Genomic DNA, 23,133 nt, shown 5'->3' on the forward strand with positions numbered 1-23,133 from the left:
CGCAGCCACGTAAAATGCGGCGGTCCCCACATGGCCTGACCGCGCATGAGCCCGAAGAGCGATATCGCCGCGCTGTATCCGCAGCACCTCGACACCCTGCAACAGCGCACCGCCGAAGCCCTGCAACGCGGCGGCTTCGATCACCTGGTCGTCCCCAGCGGCACGTTGCATTACCAGCTCTTCGACGATCGCGATTACCCGTACGCGGTCAATCCGCAGTTCAAGCATTGGGCGCCGCTCACGCGCAATCCGGGCAGCTGGCTGGTGGTAACGCCCGGCCGACGGCCCAAGCTCGTCTACCTGCAGCCGTTCGACTATTGGCATGCGGTGCCGGAAGCGCCCAGCGGCTACTGGCCCCACCACTTCGACGTCGTGGTGATCCGCAAGCCGGAAGAGGCACTCGAACACCTGCCCGGACCGGCCGCGCGCTGCGCGATTCTCGGTGAGCCGCAGAGCGCGCTGGGCGATTTCGTCCCGAACAATCCGCCGGCGGTGGTGAACTACCTCGAATACCAGCGCGCCTTCAAGACGCCGTACGAGATCGCGATGATGCGCGAGGCTTCGCGGATCGGCGTGCGCGCCCACCGTGCGGCCGAGCGCGCCTTCCGCGCCGGCGCCAGCGAGTTCGGCATCCACCTGATCTATTGCCAGGCCGCGCTGCAGGACGCCAACGACCTGCCCTACAACAACATCGTCGCACTCAACCAGCACGCCGCGGTGCTGCATTACACCGAACGCGACCGCCTGCCGCCAAAGCCATCGCGCAGCTTCCTCATCGACGCGGGCGCGAGCTTCCACGGCTATGCGAGCGACATCACGCGCACGTACTCGGCCGATTCCGGCGACGAATTCCAGGCGCTGATCGATGCGGTCGACAAGGCGCAGCTGGCGATGTGCGCGCAGGTGCGTGGCGGTTTCGACTACAAGCAGTTGCACCTGGATGCGCACCTGTCGCTGGCGCGCATCCTGCACGACTTCCGCCTGATCAATGTGCCGGCCGAAGTGGCGGTGGAAACCGGCGTCAGTAGCGCCTTCTTCCCGCACGGCATCGGCCATGGAATCGGCCTGCAGGTGCACGACGTCGCCGGCTTCGCGCAGAGCGATCGCGGCGGCACAATCCCGAAGCCGCAAGGCCATCCTTACCTGCGCCTGACCCGCGTGCTCGAACCGGGCATGGCGGTGACGATCGAACCCGGCCTCTACTTCATCGACATGTTGCTCGAAGAGTTGAAGGACAAAGGACTGGGCCCGAGCGTCAACTGGGAGCGCGTGGCGCAGTTCAAGCCGTTCGGCGGCATCCGCATCGAAGACGATGTGGTTTGCACGGAGGGCGAGCCACTCAATCTGACCCGCGAGCAGTTCGCTGCGATCGGTTGACCGTGCTTCAGTGCAGCGGCTGCGACATGCCTGGTTCGCTTTCCCCAGGTAGCAGCCGCTCCGCTCGCTCCTGCTCCAATTGCTGCAGGTAGTCCTCCAGCGACTTGCCTTCCGCCTGCGCTTCTCGCGTCGCCGCGGTTTTCATCGCGGGCGAGAAGGTGAGCGTTAATTCCGTACCGGCTTGCGCCTGCACGGCCACGATGTGTCGCAGCATCGCCAGGGTCAGCGCCGCGCTGGGCGTGCGCGCGGCGACCTGCCCGCCCAATACGGTGAGCCATTCGCCATCGCGCCAGCCGGCGCCGCCGATGGTATTGCCGTCGCCGGTTTCGAGCTGCGCATGCGGCTGCAGGGCTGAGCCGAGTCGGCGGATCGGCCGCCTGGGCTCCTTTTTCTTGCGCGCATCGCGCCGGGCTTTGGAATCACGGGACATAGTGGCCTTGGCGGCTAACAGGAAGAGCAGGCCGACCATGCTACGCGCTCGCCCCCTCGGACTCATCCACCCGAAGCCGTCATGGCCTTGCGGCAGCCGCTCGGCGAAGATGGCGCGCCCTCCCGCCACGATGTCTCATGAATCCGATCTCCATCCTGCTCATCGGTATGGCCATGTCGACCGACGCCTTCGCCGCCGCCATCGGCAAGGGTGCGGCCATGGCGCGGCCCCGCCTGCCGCAGGCGCTGCGGGCAGGCTTGATCTTCGGCGTCGTCGAGGCGATCACACCGGTGCTCGGATGGCTGCTGGGAACGGCCGCCTCGCGCTTCATCGAAGCCTGGGATCACTGGATCGCCTTCGTCCTGCTCGCGGCGCTGGGCCTGCACATGATCTGGCAGGCGCTGCAGCCCGCCGACCCGGAAGCGGAGGAAGACGACGACACTCACTCCAACGTCTTCAAGCTCGCCATCGCCGGCCTGGCGACCAGCATCGATGCGATGGCGGTCGGCGTGGGGCTCGCGTTCGCGGACGTGAACATCGCTGTGGTGGCGGTGGTGATCGGACTGTGCACCTTCACCATGGTCACGCTGGGCATCATGCTCGGCCGCGCGCTAGGCATGATCATCGGCAAGCGCGCTGAAATCGCCGGCGGCATCATCCTCATCGCCGTGGGCGGCGTGATCCTCTACGAACATCTGAGCGCCGGCGCGACCTGAGGGTCAGCTGCGGTCCGCGAGCGGCCCGCTTCCCCGCTCAGCTTCGTGAGCCCAGCGGCGGCTGAATGGGTAGGTGCGGCCATGGCAATTCTCAGAGTGGATTAAGCGCGGCAGCCGCTAACTGCGCATAGCAAGTCTTTCGCAGGCACGCCCATGAAAACCAAGAATCCCTCACTGCTGGGTCGCACTCTCGCACTGACGCTGGCGATCGCCCTGACCGGGCCGGCTTTCGCACGCGAACACGGGCCGGATTGGCAGCAAGAGAACAAGGAACACAAGGAGAAGGACGCCCAGCGCGCACCGAAGAAAGCGCAGGAAAGCGACTACCGCGCACCCAGTGGCCGCCAGAACGAGACCTTCGCCCCCTCGCGCCCCGACCCGCGCGCCATGCAGATGCGCCAGCGCGAAGCCGAAGACCGCAACGACCGCGCGGACGCGATGCGCGAACGCATGCACCAACAGCAGCGCGAAAGCGACCAGCGCGCGGCCCAGGTCGATCAGGCGCAACGCCGGCAGGCCAAGCAACGCCGCGAATTCGACCGGCGCCAGGCCGAACAGCGCGATCGCGAACGGATCGCCACGACCGAACAGGCGCGCCGCGATGCGGACCGCGATCGGATAGCCCAGACGCAGCGCCACGCGCAGGAGCGACGGGAGAACCTGCAAGGCGATCGTCGCGAAGATCAACAGCAATGGCGACAAGCCGACGCACGCCGTGACGCAGTGCGACGCGAAGCCGTGCTGCGCGATGCGCGCCGCGAAGACGCGCGTCGTAACGACGCCCGCCGCGAAGCCCGCGTCTCCGATCAGGAGCGCCAGCGCCGCATCGACCTGCAGCAGCAGCGCCTGGCCCAGTACCGCCGCGAAACTGCCGCGCGCGAAGCCCTGGAACGCCAGCGCATCATTTCTCTGCAGGAAGGACGCCGCCTGCAGCAGTTCCGCTATCAGCAGGACTATTGGCGACGCCAGCGCGAATTGCGCAACCGTTGGGACGCGCGCAGCTACAGCTACTACAACGACCCGTTCTATTACCAGCCGATCAGCTACCGCTATCTGCGCGCCGGCCGCTGGTACGACGTGAATCGCTACGCTGCCAATCTGCTGCAGCAGGCCATCCGCACGGGCTACGACCAGGGCTACCGTGCCGGCGAGGCCGACCGACTCGACGGCTGGCATTACGACTATCGCGGCAACTACGCCTACCTCGACGCCAACTACGGCTACTACGGTTATTACGTCGATCAGTCCGAGTACAACTACTACTTCCGCCAGGCGTTCCAACGCGGCTACCAGGACGGCTACGGGCGCGCCTATCGCTACGGCCGCTACGACGACGGCAGCTACGTGATTCTTGCGTCGGTGCTGCAGACCATCCTCAACCTGCGTCCGTATTGATCTACCAGCGAAGTCTCGATCGAACGCCCGGGTTTCCGGGCGTTCTTCTTTTGTTTGGCGAAATCGCGCTCGGGTTCGCGCACGGCTCGGACGGCGGCTATCCTTGCGCTCTGTAGGCGCGACTGCGCCCTGCCTCCTCAACCATCACTGCAGAGATCTCGTCCGATGAACGTGCGCTTGGCTTCCCTGCTTCTTACCTTGCTGACTCTGTCCGCCTGCTCGCAGCAGCAGGCACCAGAGGCCACGGCTCCGGCGGCGACGCCGGCCGCTCCGGCCGCCACCGCCGCCGCGGCTCCGGAAGCGGCGAGCCCGGCAACGCCCGCGCCGGCGGCCGCTCCCGCCGCCGAGCCCGAAGCGCCCAACAACAACCCCGTCGTGCCACCGAAGGGTCCGGCGCCCGTGGTCGGTACCGACTACGACGAGATTTCTGGCGGCCAGCCGTATCAGCCGCTGGACGGCAAGGTCGAAGTCGTCGAAGTCTTCGGCTACGTCTGCCCGGCCTGCGCCAGCTTCCACCCGGTCGTGAGCGAGTGGGAAAAGAAGCTGCCCGCCGACGTGCGCTTCACCTACGTGCCCGCCCCGTTCGGCCCGGAATGGAATCCCTACGCCAAGGGCTTCTACGTCGCCGAATCCATGGGTCTGGTCAAGCGTTCGCATGACGCGCTGATCAATGCGATCCACGTCAAGCACACCATGCCCGGCGAAGGCGACAAGCCCGACGAGCAGAAGATCGCCAACTTCTACGCCGCCTACGGTGCCGACCCGGCGCAGTTCCTGGCGCAGATGAACAGCTTCGCGGTGAACGCCAAGGTCAACCGCGGCAAGCAGTTCATGATGCGCAGCGGCGTGAGCGGCACCCCGACCCTGATCATCGACGGCAAGTACCGCGTCACCGGCAAGGGCGGTTGGGACGAGAAGCTGCGCATCGCCGACCACCTGATCGCGATGGAGCGTGCGGCCCAGGGCCACTGAAGCACGCAAGCCCCAGCTCTCCCGAACGGCCGGATGCGCGCAGCATCCGGCCGTTTTTCATGGTGTACTTCGCCGGTACGTGACCGGAGCCAACCGGCACCCGCGTTGGCTCTCAATGCCTGTCCAACCGGAGCTACCGCCATGAGCGACCACGTCTACAAGTCCCTGGAACTCACCGGCTCGTCGAAGAGCAGCAGCGACGACGCCATCCGCACCGCGATCGAACGCGCCTCCGTGTCCATGCGCAACATCCGCTGGTTCCAGGTCATGGAGACGCGTGGCCATGTGCAGGACGGCAAGGTCGCGCACTGGCAGGTCACGGTGAAGGTCGGCTTCACGCTGGAAGAATGATTGCCTGCCTACCTTGGCGGGCTGACGGCGCCGACGAAGCTCTCCGCCAAGCCATCAGGATTCTCCTGGCAGGAAACCCATGACCGAGAATGACGAGATCGACACCGACGCCGGCCCCCTCGTGGAAGCGCGCCTGCGCGAGCTGGAAGAGGAAATGCCGCATCTGTTCCTCCGCCACAACAGCGTGTTCGCCCTCGCCAGCGCATGGGCAGAACGCCACGACGCGATCCTCGCCCTCGCCACTCCTGCTACGCGCGCCGATGTGGAAGCCCGGCTGGCCCGCATCGGCATCCGCTGGGGCGTGATGCCGGGCAGCCGGGTCACCGTGGAATTCCGCGTCAGCGACATCGAGGAACTGGCGCGCGCACGCCGATCGCGGCGAAGCTGAGGCTCCGCATCGCGCGCTTAGACCGGCAACGCCGTCGTCTTCTTCACCGTGCGCAATGCGAGCGTCGATTGCACGCGCACCACGCCTGGCAGCTGGGTGAGGATCTCGGTGTGGATGCGTTCGAAGTCGGCCGAGTCCGCGTAAGCCACGCGCACCATGTAGTCAGCCGCACCTGCGAGCAGGCAGCACTCGGTCACTTCCGGGTGCTGTTGGATCGCGGCCTCGAACGCGTCCAGCGCCGCGCGCCCCTGCTGGTCCAGAGTCACCAGGACGAAGGCCGTGCCCGGCAAGCCTGCGGCTTTCTCGTCGAGCAGCATCACGTAGCGCGAAATCAGCCCGGACTCCTCCAGCAGCTTGACCCGGCGTAGGCAGGCCGAGGGCGAGAGATTGATCCGCTGTGCCAGCTCCATGTTGGTCAGGCGCCCGTCTTCCTGGAGCAGGCGGAGGATGGCGCGGTCGCGTTCGTCGATGGCGGGCTCTGGAATTCGCATTTTGTTCTATTGATCGGCCAATTTGCGAACAACAATGCGACAAACGGCCGGCCAGCACAACAAAATTCGCGACAAAATGCGCAATTCTTCGCCCATACTCCCCAGCCTCGAAACGTCGGGTGTCCCGACGTCGCACGTCGGGACGCCCGACGCCACATCTACCGGGAGATTCCAGTCATGCGTATCGGCGTACCCAAGGAAATCAAGAACCACGAGTACCGCGTCGGCCTCATTCCCTCGTCCGTGCTCGAACTGGTGCACCACGGCCATGAAGTGCTGGTGCAGAAGGGTGCCGGCCTCGGCGCCGGCCTGACCGATGCCGATTACGTTGCCGCCGGCGCCAAGATCATCGACACCGCCGACGAGATCTTCACCAGCGCCGAGATGATCGTGAAGGTGAAGGAGCCACTGGCCGAGGAGCGCAAGAAGCTGCGCCCGGGCCAGATCCTCTTCACCTACCTGCACCTCGCGCCCGACGAGCCGCAGACGCGCGACCTGATCGACTCCGGCGCGATCTGCATCGCTTACGAAACCGTCACCGCACCGAACGGCTCGCTGCCGCTGCTGACGCCGATGTCGGAAGTCGCCGGCCGCCTCGCGCCGCAGGTCGGCGCGCATTCGCTGGAGAAGGCCCAGGGCGGCCGTGGCGTGCTGCTCGGCGGCGTGCCGGGCGTGTCGGCTGCGGAAGTCGTGATCCTCGGCGGCGGTGTGTCGGGTACGCATGCGGCGACGATTGCCGTCGGCATGGGCGCCAAGGTCACCGTCGTCGATCGTTCGGCCGATGCGCTCAAGCGGCTGGCCGCGCAGTTCGGCACTTCGATCTCGACCGTGTTCTCTACCCGCGCGGCGATCGAAGAGCTGGTGCGCCGCGCGGACCTGCTGATCGGCACGGTGCTGGTGCCGGGCGCCGCGGCGCCGAAGCTGGTCACCAAGGACATGGTCAAGACCATGAAGCAGGGTGCGGTGATCGTCGACGTCGCGATCGACCAGGGCGGTTGTGTGGAAACCTCGCACGCCACCACTCACGCCGATCCGACCTACGTGGTCGACGGCGTCGTGCACTACTGCGTGGCCAACATGCCGGGTGCGGTCGCGCGCACTTCGACCTTCGCGCTCAACAGCGTAACGCTGCCCTTCACTCTCGCGCTGGCCAACAGCGGCTGGAAGAAGGCGCTGGCGCAGGACGTACATCTGCGCAACGGCCTCAACGTCTGCGAAGGCAAGGTCACCTGCGAACCGGTCGCACAGGCGCACAACCTGCCTTACGTGACGGCGGAACAGGCTATCGGCATCTAAGCGTCACTCGCCGGATCGCCTCTAAAAGGACGGGCAATTGCCCGTCCTTTTTTGTTCCGCTCCCTCGCCCCGCTTGCGGGGAGAGGGAAAGCGTCGCGCCAGCGACGCAGGGTGAGGGGACGTGCTGTCGGCGGTAACGATCACGGGCAGGCAGGCGGCGCCGGTGGGCAGTCGTGACACGCCGTGAAGCCGTCCATGGAGGCTTATCAGCGGCATCCATGCCGCTGATAGTCACGCCTGCCCACCGGCACCGCCTGCCCTCCCACACATTTCGGGCGCATTGGCAAAAAAGCAAAAGCAACTCGCTTCGCTCGCTCCCCTCATCTGCCCTTCGGGCATCTTCTCCCCGCACGCGGGGAGAAGAAGAGCGCCTGGCCGAAGCGGCGATCGTCACGCTCGCGATTAGCGCTGCCCGCCGGGATGGGGGTGGCGGAGAGCGGACCATGGATGGTCCGCGGCCCGACTAAAGGCAGGACTGCCGTCCGGAGGGTCGCAGCCACCCCCATTCCGGCGGGTAGCGCGTCAGTCCGAAGCCAACAGCCGAAGCCCAGGTGGCGAAGCGGGCAGCGCGTCAGTCCGAAGCCAACAGCCGAAGCCCAGATGGCGAAGTGTGCAGCGCGTCCCAACGAAGCACAGAATTCAGCGAGGCGGCAATTCAACGAACTCCGCCGAGCGCGGCACCTGCACGAAGGCATCGAGCAACGCCTGCGGTGGCGCGATCAGCTTGCGCGCCTGCAGGTCCAGCCAGCCGCCGGTAGAAACCACCTTGGCCGCACGCTGGCCATCGTCGCGCCAGATCTCGTTCTCCAGCACGAAGCGCGCGCCGTCCGCGCTCATCGCCCGCATCGCGTAGGTGACGGTGACGGTTTCGCACAGGCCGACTTCGCGGAAGTATTCGATCTCGTCCTTGCGGATCACCGGGCCCAATCCGAGGCGGCGGAATTCCGCGGGCGGAAAGCCATGCTCAGCGAAGAAGGTCATGCGCACGTCGGCGGCGAGATCGAGATAGGCCGTGTTGGCCATGTGGCTGTTGAAGTCCATGGTGCGCCAGCCAGCGAAGAACTCCCGGGCGTAACGATCGTCGCGTTGTGCGGACGGCGGAGTCGGAGTGTTCATGGCAACCTCGCCCACTCGGTGCGGTAGGTGCAATGTAGCCAACTGTCGTCCGTCGGAGCCACAACCCGTCCATCGCGAAAGTGGACGCCGCACTTGTCCGCCGCCTCGGGCAGGTTTAAAAGGCGTCGGAGCCGGGGGCGTAATCGCACCCACAGGGATGTCGGGGTGTTCAGGGGGTTCTCAATGAAACTGTCCGCTGTCGCATGGACTGCTGTCCTATCGCTGTGCCTGGTTGCGCCGGACGCTTCGGCGCAGCTGCTCGGCCATGCCGTGAACCAGACCGGTCAGCTGCTGGCGCAGACCACGTCGACGGTGAATGGGCTGATCCCGGTAGCGGTTACCGCATCCGGGGACCACGCCGAGATCCGCGTCGGCAATACCCTGCTTCCGCTCGCCGAGGTCTCCCTGGATTTCCAGGATGCCAGCGGCCTGACGCCGGCCAGCCTCGGCGCCACCGCGCAACTGGTCAACCTGCTCGACGAGACGCTGCTCGCGCGCCTGCCGGACACCGGACTCACGCAACTCACCAGCGCCCTGCCCCTGCTGCTGACGATCGAGCCGCCGGCGAACGGCGGTCTATCGTTCCGCGACACCGGGCGCATGGAAATCCACACGCACCTGCTGCCCTACACCGCCGGCTCGCCGCTGCGGGTATTCAAGGCGTCGCTGGGCGCGCCCTTCCGCGACGTCACCGATGAAATCGCCCGCGGCAGTGTGCGTGCGCGCACGACCTACGGCGGCTTCTCGCAGTTCCTGATCCTCGTCGACCTGCGCAGCACGCGCACCGTGATCGACCAGAAGCTGGTGTGGATGCGCGGCATCGCGGCGCAACTTCCCGCCGCCGAACAGGCGCCGTTCCAGGCGCTGATCGACGATGTGGAAACGAACGTCGATGCCGACCAGTACGCCTCGGCCCTGACCGGCATCGACGCCATCCGCACGCGTGCGCAGGAGCGTGCCGGCATCTACCTGCCCAACGAATGGCGCGCGACGCACGACTCGCAGAATCTCGCGGGCGAGCTGGTGGCCGCTGCCAATACCTTGGGATTCAGCGTGCGCTACCTGCGCGACTTCGGGCAGTAGGCAGCGTTCACGCCGTGGCGCCGCTCACGCGCCTTCGGTGGCGTGAGTAGCCGCGAATGCGGCGACCCGATCGAGCACCTCGTCCGGCCGTTCGCGATGCGGCACGTGACCGCAGTCGTCGAGCAGAGCCAACTGCGCCGGCCCACTCACTGCGCCGACGATGCGCTCGGGAAACGCGCGCGAGCCGTATTCGTCGCGATCGCCATGGATCGCCAGCACCGGGCAGCGCACCTGCGGCAGCCACGCATCCAGGCTCCACGCGGCAAACACGGGATCCAGCCAGACTTCGGTCCATGCCTCCAGCACCCAACGCGCCCGCTCGCCGTGCCACTTCGCGAGCCGGGCGAATTGCGCGGGATCGGCGAACAGCGCCTTGGCCGTGCGGATTCCTTCCAGCGTGCGCGACTCGACGAAAGCCTGCGCGGATTCGGTGACGACGAAACGGCAGGCCTCGCCTTGCAAGGCCGCGATCACGATCGCCATCGCACCGCCGACGCTGTGCCCGAACAGACCGAAGTCGGCCAGTCCGAGCGCGCGGCGCAATGCCGGGAAATGCACGCGCGCCTCGCCGGCGATGAAGTCGGTGTTCGGTTTGTCATCGCGTCGCGAAGAGCGACCGAAGCCGGGCCGGTCGTAAGCAATGACCGTCCGCTGCAGCCGCTGCGCGAGTTGCGCCGGGAAATCGCGCCACTGCTCCACGCTGCCGAGCGAGTCGTGCAGCAGCACGATCGGAGTGGACGAAGCGGTAACCGCAGGGTGCCAGCGGCGGACGAACGTCTGTCCGTCCGCTAGTTGAATGTCTGCGTCTTCGACGTGCATTTCGCTCATGCGCACAGCTTGCCGCATGACGGCGGGTCGCGACCCACCGCACATGCGACGCGGTGTTGCGCCGGCTCAGCCCTGCAGCGCGGGTTCGAGTCGGCCGGAGTCGCGCGGCGGCCGCTTCGACGGGAACATCAGCGCGATGCCCGCCGCGGCGAGCCCCATCGCCATCGAACCGATGTACAGCCAGGTGTAGCTGCCGTAACGGTCGTACAGCCAACCGCCCACCAGCGGACCCAGCGCCATGCCGAGGCTCGACACCAGCGCCGCGGCGCCGAGCACGGTCCCGAGGATGCGCGGTCCGAACGCTTCGCGCGCGAGTGAGGCGTACAACGGCATCGTGCCGCCATAGGCCATGCCGAACACGATCGCCACGGCATAGAAGCCGTCGAGCTGATTCACCTGCAGATACGCCGCCGCGGCCAATCCCTGCAGCAGGAGACCTGCGACAAGCACTCGCTTGGCGCCCAGGCGATCGGCGAGCAGGCCGAACAACAGCCGCCCGCCCAGGCCGGCCGCGCCTTCCATGCTGTAGATGGTCACCGCCGCGGTCACCGGCAGGCCGCAGCCCACGGCGTAGCTCACCGTGTGGAAGATCGGTCCCGAATGCGCCGCGCAACAGGCGAAGTAGGCCAACGCGAGGATGACGAAGGGGCGCGAACTCAGCGCCTGTCCGACGCTCATGCCCTGCGTGTCCGCCACTTCGCCGCCGTGGGCATGCGAGGGCGGCGTGGCCGGCACGAACCACACCGCCGGCAGCGTCAACGCCCAGGCCAGCACGCCCACGATCAGCAGCGTGGTCCGCCAGTCGTAGTGCGTGACCAGCCAGGCGACCAGCGGCGAAAGCGTCAGCGGTGCCACGCCGACGCCGGCCGACACCAGCGAGATGGCCAGGTTGCGCCGACGTTCGAACAAGGCCGCGGTCGTGGAGATCACCGGCGCGAAGAAACTCGCGGCGGCCACGCCGATCAGCACGCCATAGCTGAGCTGGAATTGCAGCAGGCTGCCGGCCCGGCTGGCGAGCACGCAGGCTAATCCCAACAGGACCGAACCGGCCAGCACCGCCACGCGCGGCCCGTAACGATCGCTCAGCATGCCCCAGCCGAAGCCGGCGAATCCCATGCTCAGGAAGGCCAGCGTCATCGCGCTGGACAGCCCGGCACGCGACCAGCCGGTGGCGGCGCTCATCGGCGTCAACAGTACGGCCAGCGCAAACACCGCACCGACCGCGACGCAGCACATGACGGCGCCGGCGGCGACCAGGGCCCAGTTGCGGTCCAGAGGTGGCGAGGCGATGGGCGTGCTGTTCATGGGCAGAGATTCTCCGGAGGTTTCTTATCCGACGAAGCAAGCGCCCCGGATTCGACATGGCGCGGCGCGATCCGGCATCGGACCGGTCAGGGGCCCTCGAGCTCCTCGATGTCCTCGTACGCCTCGGGCACGAAGCGTGGCGTGCAGATCGCCAGAAACACCAGATCCGTCGTCCCGATATTCGCGATGCGCTGCGGGCACGACGGTGGAATCAGCACCACATCGCCGACCTCGACCTGCTGCTCAGGCAGTCCGCCTACTTCCATCCGGCCGCGCCCTTCCAGGATCACGTAGCGTTCGGCGATATCGCGAACGCGATGCCAGCGCGTGGTGACGCCAGGTGCGACACGTGCACGCGCGATCGATACGGCCGGATCGCTGGCCGTGTTGGACAACTCGTTGATGAAGCAGCGTTCGGGTGTGTCGTACTCCGCACTCGGTTCGAAAGGCCGTATCGCCGGATTCATCAGGTCCCTTCCCTTCGACTGGAGTGCCGCAAAACCTTTACTTCGCCAGATCGCCGTACTCGGTGTAGATCACGCGCTGCACGCGACCACCGGGCACAGCGTCGCCGATTTTCAGTTCGCCGGCGTTCGGCATGCGCACCGGCGCCCCTTCGGCCGGCGCGGCAGACACCTGCACCACCTGGTCCATATCCGGCGCGCCTTCGATGCGATGGGCGAGGAAGTGTTCATGGCCGCGACCGAAGCCGAACCATTGCGCCGGGTCCGCCGCATGGCCCGCATCGAAGCGGCGGAAATGCACGATGCGGCGCACGGTCACCGTCGCCTGCTTTCGGATCGGCATGCCGCCACGCTCGAAATGGCCGCGGTACAGGTCCACGGCGAAGCGCGCACCTTCGCGGATCGTATCGGGCAGCACCCAGCGCGCCGTCGGCACCAGCGTGTAGTACGTGCCGGGATGGCGGCGGCTGTCGCGACGGTAGGCGGCGAGCGCGTCGTCATCCAACGCCGCTTCGAACACGAGCTGGTAGTCGTGCGGCGCATGGAACATCGGCAGGTGCGACAGGTACACCACGTCGGTCCCGACCACGAGCATGCCGTGTTCGCCGGGCGGATCGGTCGAAGGCGCACGGTCGGGCAGCACGTCGCCGGCGCTGGCCGGCAACGCCTGCACCAGGGCCAGGCAGAACGACAGGAACACCAGCCTGCGCATCGCATCCATCCCTAAAATTCGGGAGTCACTTTACTGCGCCGAGCGTCTGCGGCACAGCTAGACTCATGTTGCCGAGGCCCACCGGGCTACGGAGTCACCGGGTCCGCACTGCGCGGCCCCCGTCAACCACCAGGGAGATTCTTCATGACGAAACGCATTACGGCCGCCGCCGCCGCGGTCCTGTTCGTGGCCGGTATCGGCGTGGGCTATGCCGCGCAGAAGGTGCGCGCTGCCCCTGAGGCCTATCAGAACAAGGCCCCGCGCGACGCCGCCAAGACACTGCTGGAAACCGCGGTCTCGCAGGCCGGCAAGAACGGCAGTTGGGAGCGCATCGGTGCAGGCCGCGTGTACTACCTCGGCGGCTTCAAGAGCGAGGGCCAGGCCATCTTCGATGCCCTCCTCAATGGCAAGCATGACGACAGCGACGTCTACCGCATCGCCCGCGTCTACGCCGAAGCCGGCGAGTGGAACAAGGCCAAGCCGTTGTTCGAGCAGTTCCTTGCCGCCAACCCCGACGACGCCAAGGGCATCGCCGAAGTCGGCGCGCATTACATGCTGCAAGGCGATCGCGCCACGGCCGAGCGCATGTTCGCGCGCGCACTCGCGCTCGAAGACAACGACCCCTGGATGACCGAGCACATGGCCGGTGCCTACCTGGGCGTAAAGCCCCAGGAGTAGCCGATCCAAGGGCCGATGCGGAAAGGCCGGCTTCGCGCAGGCCTTTCTGTTAACGGCGGCCAACGCTACGTGCCGCTTACGGCCGTTTTGCCGCTCCCTTCGCCATGCGCTTACGATCGGCGTGCGACAACAACACATCGAGGAAAACATAGCATCGAGACATTCTGTCGAGGAACGCGAAGATGCGCGCGCGAGTTGTCCGGCCGCTCCTTGCGGCGCTCCTGCCGGCGTCGTTGCTGGCGGCGCTCGCATCGGGTTGCAGCACCAGCCTCGCCAGCGGGATCGCAGCCGACCCACCGCCCGCGCAACATTCCGTCCTGGTGAAAGCCCCGCCATCAGCGACTCGCGGCGAATTCACCTTGCACGCCGACAAACTCGACACCTGGAACGCGGTCGGCCAGATCCTGGTGCGTACGCCCGGCGTGAAATACCAGTCCCGCGCGCAGATGCTCGACCTGTATTCGCTGCGCTATCGCGACATCGAGTTCCTGATCTTCACCAAGGCCTTGCTCGCCTCAGAAACGAACAATCGCCTGACCACGAAGGTCACGGCCACCACGTTGGCCGGCAAGCCGGTCGATAACAATGCCTGTGCGGAGCTGCTCGGCCTGCTGCAGCGCGAACTGCCGGGGGAGATCCTTAGGGTGCGCACGCGCCAGGCGGCGGAGGCGGAGCTGCAGGCCGAAATCGCGGCGGAGATCGCGGCGGAGCGGGGCCCAACAGTGACCAGCGTGCCCTGACAGCTCCATTGCCACGCCGCGGATCCGTCACATCGTTCACCGCAGACACGCGCTGCGGCGCGTTCGATGTACTCTCAACTGCCTTTCACCGGGGCGCGGAGTCGCCATGAAATCCCGAACCCTCGGCCGCAGCGGCCTGAGCGTGTCCGCCCTGGGCCTGGGCTGCATGGGCCTGAGCCACGGCTATGGGCAGCCGACCGAGCGCCAAGCGGCCGTGGCCCTTATCCGCGCCGCGGTCGACCACGGCGTCACCTTGTTCGACACCGCCGAGGTCTACGGCCCGTTCCTCAACGAAGACGTCGTCGGCGAGGCGCTCGCTCCGGTGCGCAACCGGGTCGTGATCGCCACGAAGTTCGGCTTCAGCATTCCCGCGAATCCACAGCGTGCGCTCGACAGTCGGCCCGCGCATATCCGCGCGGTCGCCGACGCTTCGCTCAAGCGGCTGCGCACGGACGTGATCGACCTGTTCTACCAGCATCGCGTCGATCCGCAGGTACCTATCGAGGATGTCGCCGGCACCGTGGGGCAGCTGATCCGTGAGGGCAAGGTGCGGCACTTCGGCCTGTCCGAGGCCGGCGTCGATACGATTCACCGCGCGCATGCGGAGCATCCGGTGACCGCGCTGCAGAGCGAATACTCGCTGTGGTGGCGCGAGCCGGAGCAGGAAATCTTTCCGGTACTGGAAGAACTGGGCATCGGCTTCGTGCCCTTCAGCCCGCTCGGCCGCGGCTTCCTCACCGGTGCGATCGACGCATCCACGACCTTCGACGCCAACGATTTCCGCGCCAACGTGCCGCGCTTTTCGCCCGAGGCGCGGGCGGCGAACCTGGCCTTCGTCGAGACCCTCGGCACGATTGCCGCGCGTCGTGGCGTGACCCGGGCGCAGATCGCGCTGGCCTGGCTGCTCGCGCAGAAGCCGTGGATCGTGCCGATCCCTGGCACGACCAAGCTGCATCGCCTCGAGGAAAACCTGGGGGCCGCCGATCTCGCGCTGAGCGATGAAGACCTCGCGCAGATCGCCACCGGCTTGTCGAGCATCGAAATCCACGGCGCGCGCTATGCCGAGGCGCAGCAGAAGATGGTGGATCGCTAGCACCCGTCATCCCGGTGGAAGCCGGGATGACGGGCCACCGTTCGCCATTACGCCGGCATCAACTCCGGCTCGACGGCCGCCTGCCGCAGCGAGCGTTCGAACGCCATGTGCTCGCGCGCCTTCTCCACCCAACGCACCGGCGCCGTCGCCGGCGGCACCGTGCTGTCCATCGTCCAGGACGGATCCATGTAGTCAGGGAACGTGCCCACCCACTGCTGCGGATTCAACGGCACCGCGTTGGTCAGCACGGTGGTCAGGTTGGCGATGGAGTGACGCGACAGCTCGTGCGGGAACCATTCGCCCTGCACGTAGAACGAGGTTAGGAAACCCTCGCCGACGGTGACATAGCCGAACTGGTCCGGCGGCAGCGACGGAACATAGTCCCAGTAGTTGTAGACGCGAATGCTCTGACCGGCGGCAATGGTGGCCTGGTACGCCGTCTGCCAGCTGTCGGTGCCCACCATCGGGCTGGCGAAATTGATGTTGGTGGAAGCCACCGGCTGGCTGATCGCCACGTCCAGCGAGAACAGCTGGCTCAGCGCCGCGCCCAGGCTGTGCCCGGTGACGTACAGCTGCTGCGGCTGGTACTTGGCGAGCAGCGCGAACAGCTGCTGCCGCATCGACTGGGTCATGCTGCCGCCGATGCTGTCGTAAATGCCGTAGAAGCCCGAGGCCACGCGTGGCGTCGGACTGACACTGCCGCTGGTCGGCACGAAGTTGGTGGTAAGAAAGTGCACGTCTTCCCAGGCATCCAGGTCCGAATCGGTGCCGCGGAACGCGAAGATGAAGGTGCCTGGATCGGCCTGCGACTGGAACACCAGTCCGTATTTCTCTTCCGAACCGGTGGTGAGAAACGCATCCCAACCCGTCCACCCGTCGACCTGGGTGTACCCCACCGGGGGCGTGACCGGGTCGCCGCCGTAGTAGTCGTAAGCCGCCTCCGAGGCGGCTGCGAGCGCGAGGGTCAGGGTGGGATCGAGGGCCGGCTGAGCGGCAACTGCGGTGTGCTTGTTCACGGAATCCTTCCTTGTGGTCGTGAGAGGCGCGCGGCCGCATTCCACTGCGACGCGTCTTGCGGCTTGCACCGAGAGCACCGGCCTGTCGCGACAGCGGCCGGTTGCGGGAGATTAGGCCGGCTTCTCCTGCAAAGACAGTGCATCGCCGGTCCGCGCAAGCGGCAGGAGATCCGCCACGGCACCTGCGGCAAGCGGCCGCACCGCAACGAAGCCGTGGCTTCATCGTCATGGACATGTGGCATAGCGATCGCGCGCATGCCATCGCCGATGGCGGAACTGGCGCCGTTCTGCGTTGTAGTAACCGAGAAACACGAATGCCTTCAGCTGACTGCGCGGAGGGACACACGCAACGGCTGAACAGACTGAACGCCCCGTGCCGCGCCGGCAATCATTCCGTTTCATGCGTGCACGGATCACCCTGTCGGGGGATACGCCGCGCAACGACGCCGCCCCAGACTTTTTTCCGACCTCACGCATGCCGCAATTGCAGCCGCTTGCGAACGGAGAGCCGGCCAGTGGGGACCCGCATGTCGAGCCTCTTTTCCGACGCAGAAGCCAAGCTGGAAGTGCCGCTGCGTGCGAACAACGTGCTCGCCCTCTTCTGCGAAGCCGTCGACGCGAATCCCTCCGCTGCCGCCATTTCCTGGCGCGATGTCGATACGACGTACGGCGAACTCGACCGGACTTCGAACCAGGTGGCGCATGCACTGACCGCGCACGGCATCGCCTGCGGGTCGATGGTCGCACTGCTGCTGGACGCCCCCGTCGCGCGGATCGCGGCGATCCTGGGATGCCTGAAGGCGGGCTGCATCTTCGTTCCCCTCGACGCTTCCTACCCCGTGCAGCGGCTGATGCGCATGCTGGATATCGCGCGACCTGCAGCGGTGATCGCGGACGCACCGAATATTGCACTGTTGGCCACGCTCGCAGGTGGAGCGACCGACCAAACTCCCTCCACGTCGATCCGCGATGTCTTCTTGATGGGCGATGGCGACGATTTGAATGCACTGCATGCACGCGTCCATCGAATCGCGGAACAGAGCACCGACAGGATCCAGGCGGCGACACTGCCCGACGATCCTTGCTATCTGTATTTCACCTCGGGTTCGACAGGGAAGCCCAAGGCCATTCTCGGCCGCATCCGTGGATTGGCTCACTTCGTCCAGTGGGAGATCGAAGCCTTCGCGCTTGGAGCAGGGTCGCGCGTCAGCCAGCTGACCGGTGCTGCGTTCGACGTGTATCTGCGCGATGTTCTGACGCCGCTGTGCTGCGGCGGCACGATTTGCATTCCGCCGACGCCGATGCTCCTCGATCCGCTGCAGCTGTCGCACTGGATCGAGCGCTCCGGCGTCACCTTGATCCACTGCGTGCCTTCGCTATTCCGGTTACTGCTGAGGCAAGGCCTCGCAGCGGCAGGATTTCCGGCGCTCAAGTTCGTCCTGCTCGCGGGAGAAGTGCTGCCGCCGGCCGACGCGAATGCCTGGATCGCGTGTTTCGGCGAACGCATCCGCCTGGTCAACCTGTACGGGCCAACCGAAACGACGCTCGCCAAGTTCTGCTATCGCCTGCCGGCATATCCTGTCGCCGAGACCTTCGTCCCGATCGGCACGCCAATCCCCGGCGCGCAGGCGCTGCTGCTCGACGAGCACCTGGCGCCATGCACGCCGGGTACCCTGGGCGAAATCTTCATCCGCACCCCTTACCGCAGCCTGGGCTACTACACCGATCCGGAGGCGACCGAAGCAGCCTTCATCCGCAATCCTTTCAGCGCGGATCCGAACGACCGGCTGTATCGCACCGGCGATCTGGCGCAGCAACTGCCCGACGGCAACTTCCGCTTCGCCGGGCGTAAGGACTTCCAGGTGAAGATCCGCGGCAACCGGGTCGAGCTGGGCGAGATCGAAGCGCGCTTGCGGGAACACCCGGACATCGGCGAAGCCGCCGTGATCGCGCGCGAAGACCGTCAGGGCGAAATGCGGCTGGTGGCCTACTACGTGCTGCGTGGCGGCCAGCGCGCCACAGGCGCCGAAGCGGCAGCCATCTCCTCGTCGCATTTGCACAGACACCTGGCCGACGCGCTACCCGCGTTTATGGTGCCCGAGTCGTATGTGGCGCTGGACCGGTTTCCGCTCACGCCCAACGGCAAGCTGGATCGTGCCACCTTGCCTGCTCCCGGCGCGGACCGCCCCGAACAGGACGTGGCCTATGCACCGCCGATCACCGCCGAGGAGAAGACGCTGTGCGCCGCCTTCGCCACGACCCTGGGTATCGATCGCGTCGGCCGCCACGACAACTTCTTCGAGATCGGCGGCAACTCGCTGCTGGCCATGCGCTTGCTCGCGCAGGTGCAGGAAGGCGCGGGCGAGCCCATTCCTGGCGCGCTGATCTTCGACCACCCGACACCGGCGACCCTGGCCGCCGCGCTGGCGCAGCGAACCCACGCCATCGAAGCGAAGCGACTGCCGCAGGCGCATCGCGCAGCGGGGACTGCGCGTGAGCCGACGGCGCGCGACTCCATCGCGATCATCGCGATGGCCGGGCGCTTTCCCGGCGCCGGCGATGTCGAACGGTTCTGGGACAACCTCTGCGCGGCGCGCGATTCGATCACCGTGTTCCGTCGCGAGCAATTGGATCCGTCGATCGCCATGGCCGACCGCCTCGATCCGGCCTACGTCACGGCACGCGGCGTCATCGAGGGCGTGGAAGATTTCGACTGCGGATTCTTCGGAGTCAGTCCGCGCGAAGCCGAGTTGATGGATCCGCAGCACCGGATCTTCCTCGAGCTGTGCTGGGAATGCATGGAACGCGCCGGCCATGTACCCGATGCGACGACAGCTCCGGTCGGCGTGTTCGCAGGCACCTACCATTCCACCTATCTGCAGCGCCACGTCGCCGCGCATCCGGATCTGATGGAAGCCGTGGGCGCGTATCAGGTGATCCTCGACAACGAGAAGGATTACATCGCCACGCGCATCGCCCACAAGCTCAACCTCACCGGCCCGGCGATCAGCATCTACACCGCCTGCTCGACGTCGCTGGTCGCGATCTGCCAGGCGATGCAGAGCCTGCAGGCGGGCGCCTGCGACATGGCGCTGGCGGGCGGCGTCTCCATCGTCTGTCCACCACGGCGCGGCCATCACTATCAGGAAGGCGCGATGTTCTCGCCGGATGGCCACACGCGCAGCTTCGATGCACAGGCGAAAGGCACGGTGTTCAGCGACGGCGCCGCGGTCGTGCTGCTCAAGCGTCTGCCGGACGCGATCGCGGATGGCGATCCTGTACACGCCGTAATCCTGGGCGGCGCGGTCAACAACGATGGCGGCGGCAAGGCCAGCTTCACCGCACCCAGCAGCGAGGGACAGGCCGCAGTGATCGCCATGGCACAGGACAACGCGCACGTGTCGCCGCGCGACATCGCCTATGTGGAAGCGCACGGCACGGCGACGCCGATGGGCGACCCGATCGAGATCGAGGGCCTGACCAAAGCGTTTCGTCGCGGTACGACCGAGGTCGGCTTCTGCCGGATCGGATCGGTCAAGAGCAACATCGGCCATCTGGTGATCGCGGCCGGCGCGACGGGCGTGATCAAGACCGCGCTCGCATTGGAATACCGCTGCATCCCCGCGAGCCTGCATTTCGAACGCGCCAACCCGGCGATCGCGTTCGCCGATTCGCCATTCGTGGTCAACTCCGAAGCCAGCGCGTGGATGGACGAGAGCACGCCGCGACGCGCGGGGGTCAGCTCGTTCGGCGTGGGCGGCACCAATGCCCATGTCGTACTCGAGCAGGCGCCGCCGTTGCGTGCGTCCGACAGCGCCTCCGGACCGAATCTCCTCGTGCTGTCCGCGCGTTCGCCCGCGGCGCTGGCGCAGGCGGCCGAGCGTCTCGCGGATTTCCTGCAGGCGGATAACGGAACCAATCTCGCCGACGCCGCATGGACGCTGGCGGTCGGGCGCAAGGCATTCGCCCATCGCGCCAGCGTAGTAGCCACACAGGTGGAGGACGCCGTTCGCGAACTGCGCAACCCCGAGTTCATGGCGGCCATCAAGCGGAATCGCGCCGCGCGGCATCGTGAAGTCGTCTTCGCCTTTCCCGGACAGGGCGCGCAGTACGCCGGCATGGGACGTGCGCTGTACGCCAGCGAGCCCGAGTTCGCCGTCGCCTTCGATCAATGCGCGGACGCCTTGCGCGATGCCGGCGCCGACCTGCACGACGTGGCCTTCAGCGACGATCCCACTCGCCTGCTGCCGACGGCGGTGATGCAGCCGGCGATCTTCTCCATCGAGTACGCGCTGGCGCGCTGGTGGATGAGCAAGGGCTTGCAACCCACCGCGATGATCGGCCACAGCATCGGCGAGTTCGTAGCCGCGACGCTGGCGGGCGTGTTCACGCTGCCCGACGCGGTGTGCCTGGTCGCGAAACGCGGCGCGTTGATGCAGGCCCAGCCCGCAGGATCGATGCTGTCGGTGCGTCTGGGCATCGACGAGGTAGTGGCGCGCCTTCCGCCCGGCCTTTCGCTGGCCGCCGAAAACGCGCCCGGCGCCTGCGTCGTCGCCGGTCCGAGCGATGCCATCGCGGCGTTCCAGGCGCAGCTCGACGCCGACGGCATCGCGTGCCGTGCCCTTCGCACTTCGCATGCCTTCCACTCCGCGATGATGGAACCCGTGGTCGCGCCCTTCCGCGCTGCGGTCGAAGCGGTGCCGCGCGGCGCGCCGCAGTTGCCGATCATGTCGACGGTCAGCGGAAACTGGCTCGATATCGAGAGCGCGATCTCCAGCGACTACTGGTCGCGGCATTTGCGCCAACCCGTGCGCTTCGCCGCGGCACTGGCGCGATTGGTCGCCGATGCGCCGCCACGCGTGCTGCTCGAAGTCGGGCCGCGCGCGACGCTGAGCCTGCTCGCACGCCAGCATCCCGAGGCGCAGCGCGCCAGTCTCGCCACCGTCCCGAGCTTGGGTGACGCTGCCGAGCACGAAGGCACGAGCGTGCTGGCCGCCGCCGGGCAACTTTGGTGTCATGGCGTAGCGATGAAGGTTGCGCAGTTCGATCGTCGCGTGCGGCGCAGGCGGGTGCGCTTGCCGACCTATCCCTTCGAACGCCAGCGTTGTTGGGTCGAGGCCGGCACCGGGGATGCTGCAGCGCCTTCTGTCGCGCCGATGCCTGCAACTGAAGCGGCCGAAACCGAGCCGGTGATGGCCGCCGCCGCATCGCAATCGGGCGAAGCCGATCGCTACGCGCGTCTGCTCGCACAGCTCCGCGAGGTGTTCGGCGGCACTAGCGGTTTCGACCTCGCTGGCGACGATGCGGCGACGAATTTCATCGAGCTCGGCCTGGACAGCCTGATGCTGACCCAGGTGGCGGTGCGCTTGCAGAAGATTTTTTCCGTGCCGGTGACGTTCCGCCAGCTGATGACCGACTGCGCGAGCCTGGAAAGCCTGGCGCGCATGCTTGACGAGCGTTTGCCGCGCGAGCCGCCTGCTGCGCCGGTTGCGCTGCGCCAGCACGCATTGATGGATGCGGCACAGCCTTTGGTTCCCGGCGCCCGTATCGGCCGCGAACCGGACGGCAGCCCGGCGTGGTTCGTGCCCAACCCCAAGCGGCCGGGACGTTATTTGAAGGTGGGCACTTGAGCGTCCGGGACTGACTCAGTGCTGCAATGGCGGCGGAGTCCGCTTCCGCCGCGGCGGGCGCGTGGGCTGCCGGGTTTCGTCCGCCGCGGTCATTGGAAATACCTGTATCTGATTGCGCCCTTCCGCTTTCGCTCGATAACACATCTCGTCCGCTCGGCGCAGTACCGCCTGCGGCGTGAGCGCGCCACTGCGGAACGTCACCAGGCCGATGCTCGCGCCCACGCTGAATTCCTGCGCCAGCCAACGAAACCGGAACGTCGCCACCGCCGCGCGAATGCGCTCGGCGATCTCTTCGGCTTCGCCGGCCTCGCAATGCTCCAGCAGGACGGCGAATTCGTCGCCCCCCAAGCGCGCCAGTGTGTCGTGGTCGCGCAGGCTGCGCTGCAACAGTGCGGACAGGACGCGCAGCAGTTCGTCGCCGGCAATGTGCCCGGCCGTGTCGTTGACGGCCTTGAAGCGGTCCAGGTCGAGATACAGCAGTGCGTAGGGCGTGCCATGCCGCGACGCGTGCGCGACCGCGCGCTGCAGTTGCGACTCGAAGGCGCGGCGATTGATCACGCCGGTCAACGGGTCATGGGTCGCATGAAAGGTCAGTTCGTCCTTGATGCGCTTGGCCGCGGTGACGTTGCGGAACGCGATCACGGCACCGATCGGTTGCTCGGCGCGGTCGAGGATCGAGGCAATGGTCGCGTCGACCAGCACTTCGTGCTCGTCGCGGCGCACCAGGGAGGCGACCTGGCCGCTGGCGTCATGGCCCAGCGCGAGCAGGTCGACGCTGCGTCCCTGCGAATCGCGCAGTTTGACCACTTCATGCAGCGACCGTCCGAGCGCCTGCGCTTCGGTCCAGCCGGTCAGGTGCACCGCGCCGAGATTGAGGTCGGTGATGCGGCCGGCGCGATCCAGCAGCACGATCCCGTCCGGCAACGCGCGCAATGCCGCGAGCACCTGCTCCAGCCGCGCCTGTTGCGTCTGCAGCACAGCTTCGGCGCGCGCCAGTTGCGCGCGCAGGTCATCGTCTGAAGTGGCTTCGGGATCGTCCATGGGGCACTGCT

Annotated in this window: 21 protein-coding genes; 12 read left to right on the plus strand and 9 right to left on the minus strand. The window is 66.8% G+C overall.

Annotated features, from left to right (window positions below):
* Window positions 1–45 precede the first annotated feature (45 nt).
* Window positions 46–1,377, plus strand: a complete 1,332-nt coding sequence (gene pepQ, locus ACYVJ8_RS17240) for a Xaa-Pro dipeptidase (RefSeq protein ID WP_460714723.1) — start codon at window positions 46–48, stop codon at window positions 1,375–1,377.
* Window positions 1,378–1,384: 7 nt separating this feature from the next.
* Here pepQ and ACYVJ8_RS17245 read toward each other — a convergent pair whose 3' ends face one another.
* Window positions 1,385–1,846 carry a hypothetical protein gene (locus tag ACYVJ8_RS17245; protein ID WP_460714725.1) on the minus strand — a complete coding sequence of 154 codons (462 nt, stop codon included), beginning with the start codon at window positions 1,844–1,846 and terminating at the stop codon, window positions 1,385–1,387.
* Window positions 1,847–1,944: 98 nt separating this feature from the next.
* Between ACYVJ8_RS17245 and ACYVJ8_RS17250 the strand changes: the two genes are divergently transcribed.
* From ACYVJ8_RS17250 to ACYVJ8_RS17270, 5 genes are all read left to right on the plus strand, one after another.
* Window positions 1,945–2,523, plus strand: coding sequence for a manganese efflux pump MntP (locus ACYVJ8_RS17250; RefSeq protein ID WP_460714727.1), 579 nt, complete (start codon window positions 1,945–1,947; stop codon window positions 2,521–2,523).
* 153 nt (window positions 2,524–2,676) lie between these two features.
* Window positions 2,677–3,918, plus strand: coding sequence for a hypothetical protein (locus ACYVJ8_RS17255; RefSeq protein WP_460714729.1), 1,242 nt, complete (start codon window positions 2,677–2,679; stop codon window positions 3,916–3,918).
* Window positions 3,919–4,083: 165 nt separating this feature from the next.
* On the plus strand, window positions 4,084–4,890 hold the full coding sequence (locus ACYVJ8_RS17260) for a thiol:disulfide interchange protein DsbA/DsbL (RefSeq protein WP_460714731.1): 807 nt from the start codon (window positions 4,084–4,086) through the stop codon (window positions 4,888–4,890).
* A 141-nt stretch (window positions 4,891–5,031) separates the two neighbouring features.
* Window positions 5,032–5,241 (plus strand): dodecin, encoded by a 210-nt coding sequence (locus ACYVJ8_RS17265; RefSeq protein WP_460714733.1) that lies wholly within the window; start codon window positions 5,032–5,034, stop codon window positions 5,239–5,241.
* A gap of 79 nt (window positions 5,242–5,320) precedes the next feature.
* Window positions 5,321–5,629, plus strand: coding sequence for a hypothetical protein (locus tag ACYVJ8_RS17270; RefSeq protein ID WP_460714735.1), 309 nt, complete (start codon window positions 5,321–5,323; stop codon window positions 5,627–5,629).
* Between the two features lie 17 nt (window positions 5,630–5,646).
* Here the strand turns inward: ACYVJ8_RS17270 and ACYVJ8_RS17275 are convergent, their stop codons facing one another.
* Entirely contained in the window at window positions 5,647–6,120 is a 474-nt protein-coding gene (locus tag ACYVJ8_RS17275) for an Lrp/AsnC family transcriptional regulator (protein WP_460714737.1), read from the minus strand.
* Window positions 6,121–6,297: 177 nt separating this feature from the next.
* On the opposite strand from ACYVJ8_RS17275, the gene ald reads away from it, so the two are divergent.
* Window positions 6,298–7,416 carry an alanine dehydrogenase gene (gene ald, locus ACYVJ8_RS17280; RefSeq protein ID WP_460714739.1) on the plus strand — a complete coding sequence of 373 codons (1,119 nt, stop codon included), beginning with the start codon at window positions 6,298–6,300 and terminating at the stop codon, window positions 7,414–7,416.
* A gap of 639 nt (window positions 7,417–8,055) precedes the next feature.
* On the opposite strand, the gene ACYVJ8_RS17285 is transcribed toward ald, so the two are convergent.
* Window positions 8,056–8,532: a thioesterase family protein gene (locus tag ACYVJ8_RS17285; RefSeq protein WP_460714741.1), complete on the minus strand. Its 477-nt coding sequence runs from the start codon at window positions 8,530–8,532 to the stop codon at window positions 8,056–8,058.
* Window positions 8,533–8,715: 183 nt separating this feature from the next.
* Between ACYVJ8_RS17285 and ACYVJ8_RS17290 the strand changes: the two genes are divergently transcribed.
* Complete coding sequence (locus ACYVJ8_RS17290; RefSeq protein ID WP_460714743.1) at window positions 8,716–9,615, plus strand: DUF6689 family protein; 900 nt, start codon at window positions 8,716–8,718, stop codon at window positions 9,613–9,615.
* Window positions 9,616–9,639: 24 nt separating this feature from the next.
* Here ACYVJ8_RS17290 and ACYVJ8_RS17295 read toward each other — a convergent pair whose 3' ends face one another.
* The 4 genes from ACYVJ8_RS17295 to ACYVJ8_RS17310 all read right to left on the minus strand — a co-directional run bounded on the left by ACYVJ8_RS17295 (window position 9,640) and on the right by ACYVJ8_RS17310 (window position 12,933).
* Entirely contained in the window at window positions 9,640–10,443 is an 804-nt protein-coding gene (locus ACYVJ8_RS17295) for an alpha/beta fold hydrolase (RefSeq protein ID WP_460714745.1), read from the minus strand.
* Window positions 10,444–10,509: 66 nt separating this feature from the next.
* The gene (locus tag ACYVJ8_RS17300) at window positions 10,510–11,748 is read right to left on the minus strand and encodes an MFS transporter (RefSeq protein ID WP_460714747.1); all 1,239 of its coding nucleotides are present in this window, start codon (window positions 11,746–11,748) and stop codon (window positions 10,510–10,512) included.
* 86 nt (window positions 11,749–11,834) lie between these two features.
* Window positions 11,835–12,215: a cupin domain-containing protein gene (locus ACYVJ8_RS17305; RefSeq protein WP_460714749.1), complete on the minus strand. Its 381-nt coding sequence runs from the start codon at window positions 12,213–12,215 to the stop codon at window positions 11,835–11,837.
* A gap of 37 nt (window positions 12,216–12,252) precedes the next feature.
* Window positions 12,253–12,933 (minus strand): hypothetical protein, encoded by a 681-nt coding sequence (locus ACYVJ8_RS17310; protein ID WP_460714751.1) that lies wholly within the window; start codon window positions 12,931–12,933, stop codon window positions 12,253–12,255.
* Window positions 12,934–13,068: 135 nt separating this feature from the next.
* Between ACYVJ8_RS17310 and ACYVJ8_RS17315 the strand changes: the two genes are divergently transcribed.
* The 3 genes from ACYVJ8_RS17315 (at window position 13,069) to ACYVJ8_RS17325 (ending at window position 15,435) form a co-directional block, all read left to right on the plus strand.
* Window positions 13,069–13,602: a tetratricopeptide repeat protein gene (locus tag ACYVJ8_RS17315; RefSeq protein WP_460714753.1), complete on the plus strand. Its 534-nt coding sequence runs from the start codon at window positions 13,069–13,071 to the stop codon at window positions 13,600–13,602.
* 182 nt (window positions 13,603–13,784) lie between these two features.
* Complete coding sequence (locus tag ACYVJ8_RS17320; RefSeq protein ID WP_460714755.1) at window positions 13,785–14,342, plus strand: hypothetical protein; 558 nt, start codon at window positions 13,785–13,787, stop codon at window positions 14,340–14,342.
* A gap of 106 nt (window positions 14,343–14,448) precedes the next feature.
* A complete protein-coding gene (locus ACYVJ8_RS17325) occupies window positions 14,449–15,435 on the plus strand; it encodes an aldo/keto reductase (RefSeq protein WP_460714757.1) in 987 nt (328 codons plus the stop codon).
* A gap of 47 nt (window positions 15,436–15,482) precedes the next feature.
* Here the strand turns inward: ACYVJ8_RS17325 and ACYVJ8_RS17330 are convergent, their stop codons facing one another.
* Window positions 15,483–16,451: a lipase family protein gene (locus ACYVJ8_RS17330; RefSeq protein WP_460714759.1), complete on the minus strand. Its 969-nt coding sequence runs from the start codon at window positions 16,449–16,451 to the stop codon at window positions 15,483–15,485.
* A 527-nt stretch (window positions 16,452–16,978) separates the two neighbouring features.
* On the opposite strand from ACYVJ8_RS17330, the gene ACYVJ8_RS17335 reads away from it, so the two are divergent.
* Window positions 16,979–22,081, plus strand: coding sequence for an amino acid adenylation domain-containing protein (locus ACYVJ8_RS17335; protein ID WP_460714761.1), 5,103 nt, complete (start codon window positions 16,979–16,981; stop codon window positions 22,079–22,081).
* 15 nt (window positions 22,082–22,096) lie between these two features.
* On the opposite strand, the gene ACYVJ8_RS17340 is transcribed toward ACYVJ8_RS17335, so the two are convergent.
* Complete coding sequence (locus tag ACYVJ8_RS17340) at window positions 22,097–23,122, minus strand: diguanylate cyclase domain-containing protein (protein ID WP_460714763.1); 1,026 nt, start codon at window positions 23,120–23,122, stop codon at window positions 22,097–22,099.
* Window positions 23,123–23,133: the final 11 nt, after the last annotated feature.

The sequence above is a fragment of the Lysobacter terrae genome (assembly GCF_054782215.1).

What these genes read in the sequence shown, in the direction of transcription:
- ACYVJ8_RS17245 (WP_460714725.1), bottom strand. Translation starts at nt 1,846, where the DNA reads ATGGTCGGCCTGCTCTTCCTGTTAGCCGCCAAGGCCACTATGTCCCGT.
- ACYVJ8_RS17250 (WP_460714727.1), top strand. Translation starts at nt 1,945, where the DNA reads ATGAATCCGATCTCCATCCTGCTCATCGGTATGGCCATGTCGACCGAC.
- ACYVJ8_RS17340 (WP_460714763.1), bottom strand. Translation starts at nt 23,122, where the DNA reads ATGGACGATCCCGAAGCCACTTCAGACGATGACCTGCGCGCGCAACTG.
- ACYVJ8_RS17320 (WP_460714755.1), top strand. Translation starts at nt 13,785, where the DNA reads ATGCGCGCGCGAGTTGTCCGGCCGCTCCTTGCGGCGCTCCTGCCGGCG.
- ACYVJ8_RS17255 (WP_460714729.1), top strand. Translation starts at nt 2,677, where the DNA reads ATGAAAACCAAGAATCCCTCACTGCTGGGTCGCACTCTCGCACTGACG.
- ACYVJ8_RS17295 (WP_460714745.1), bottom strand. Translation starts at nt 10,443, where the DNA reads ATGAGCGAAATGCACGTCGAAGACGCAGACATTCAACTAGCGGACGGA.
- ACYVJ8_RS17300 (WP_460714747.1), bottom strand. Translation starts at nt 11,748, where the DNA reads ATGAACAGCACGCCCATCGCCTCGCCACCTCTGGACCGCAACTGGGCC.
- ACYVJ8_RS17310 (WP_460714751.1), bottom strand. Translation starts at nt 12,933, where the DNA reads ATGGATGCGATGCGCAGGCTGGTGTTCCTGTCGTTCTGCCTGGCCCTG.
- ACYVJ8_RS17335 (WP_460714761.1), top strand. Translation starts at nt 16,979, where the DNA reads ATGTCGAGCCTCTTTTCCGACGCAGAAGCCAAGCTGGAAGTGCCGCTG.
- ACYVJ8_RS17285 (WP_460714741.1), bottom strand. Translation starts at nt 8,532, where the DNA reads ATGAACACTCCGACTCCGCCGTCCGCACAACGCGACGATCGTTACGCC.
- ACYVJ8_RS17325 (WP_460714757.1), top strand. Translation starts at nt 14,449, where the DNA reads ATGAAATCCCGAACCCTCGGCCGCAGCGGCCTGAGCGTGTCCGCCCTG.
- ACYVJ8_RS17265 (WP_460714733.1), top strand. Translation starts at nt 5,032, where the DNA reads ATGAGCGACCACGTCTACAAGTCCCTGGAACTCACCGGCTCGTCGAAG.
- ACYVJ8_RS17305 (WP_460714749.1), bottom strand. Translation starts at nt 12,215, where the DNA reads ATGAATCCGGCGATACGGCCTTTCGAACCGAGTGCGGAGTACGACACA.
- pepQ (WP_460714723.1), top strand. Translation starts at nt 46, where the DNA reads ATGAGCCCGAAGAGCGATATCGCCGCGCTGTATCCGCAGCACCTCGAC.
- ACYVJ8_RS17260 (WP_460714731.1), top strand. Translation starts at nt 4,084, where the DNA reads ATGAACGTGCGCTTGGCTTCCCTGCTTCTTACCTTGCTGACTCTGTCC.
- ACYVJ8_RS17290 (WP_460714743.1), top strand. Translation starts at nt 8,716, where the DNA reads ATGAAACTGTCCGCTGTCGCATGGACTGCTGTCCTATCGCTGTGCCTG.
- ACYVJ8_RS17270 (WP_460714735.1), top strand. Translation starts at nt 5,321, where the DNA reads ATGACCGAGAATGACGAGATCGACACCGACGCCGGCCCCCTCGTGGAA.
- ald (WP_460714739.1), top strand. Translation starts at nt 6,298, where the DNA reads ATGCGTATCGGCGTACCCAAGGAAATCAAGAACCACGAGTACCGCGTC.
- ACYVJ8_RS17315 (WP_460714753.1), top strand. Translation starts at nt 13,069, where the DNA reads ATGACGAAACGCATTACGGCCGCCGCCGCCGCGGTCCTGTTCGTGGCC.
- ACYVJ8_RS17275 (WP_460714737.1), bottom strand. Translation starts at nt 6,120, where the DNA reads ATGCGAATTCCAGAGCCCGCCATCGACGAACGCGACCGCGCCATCCTC.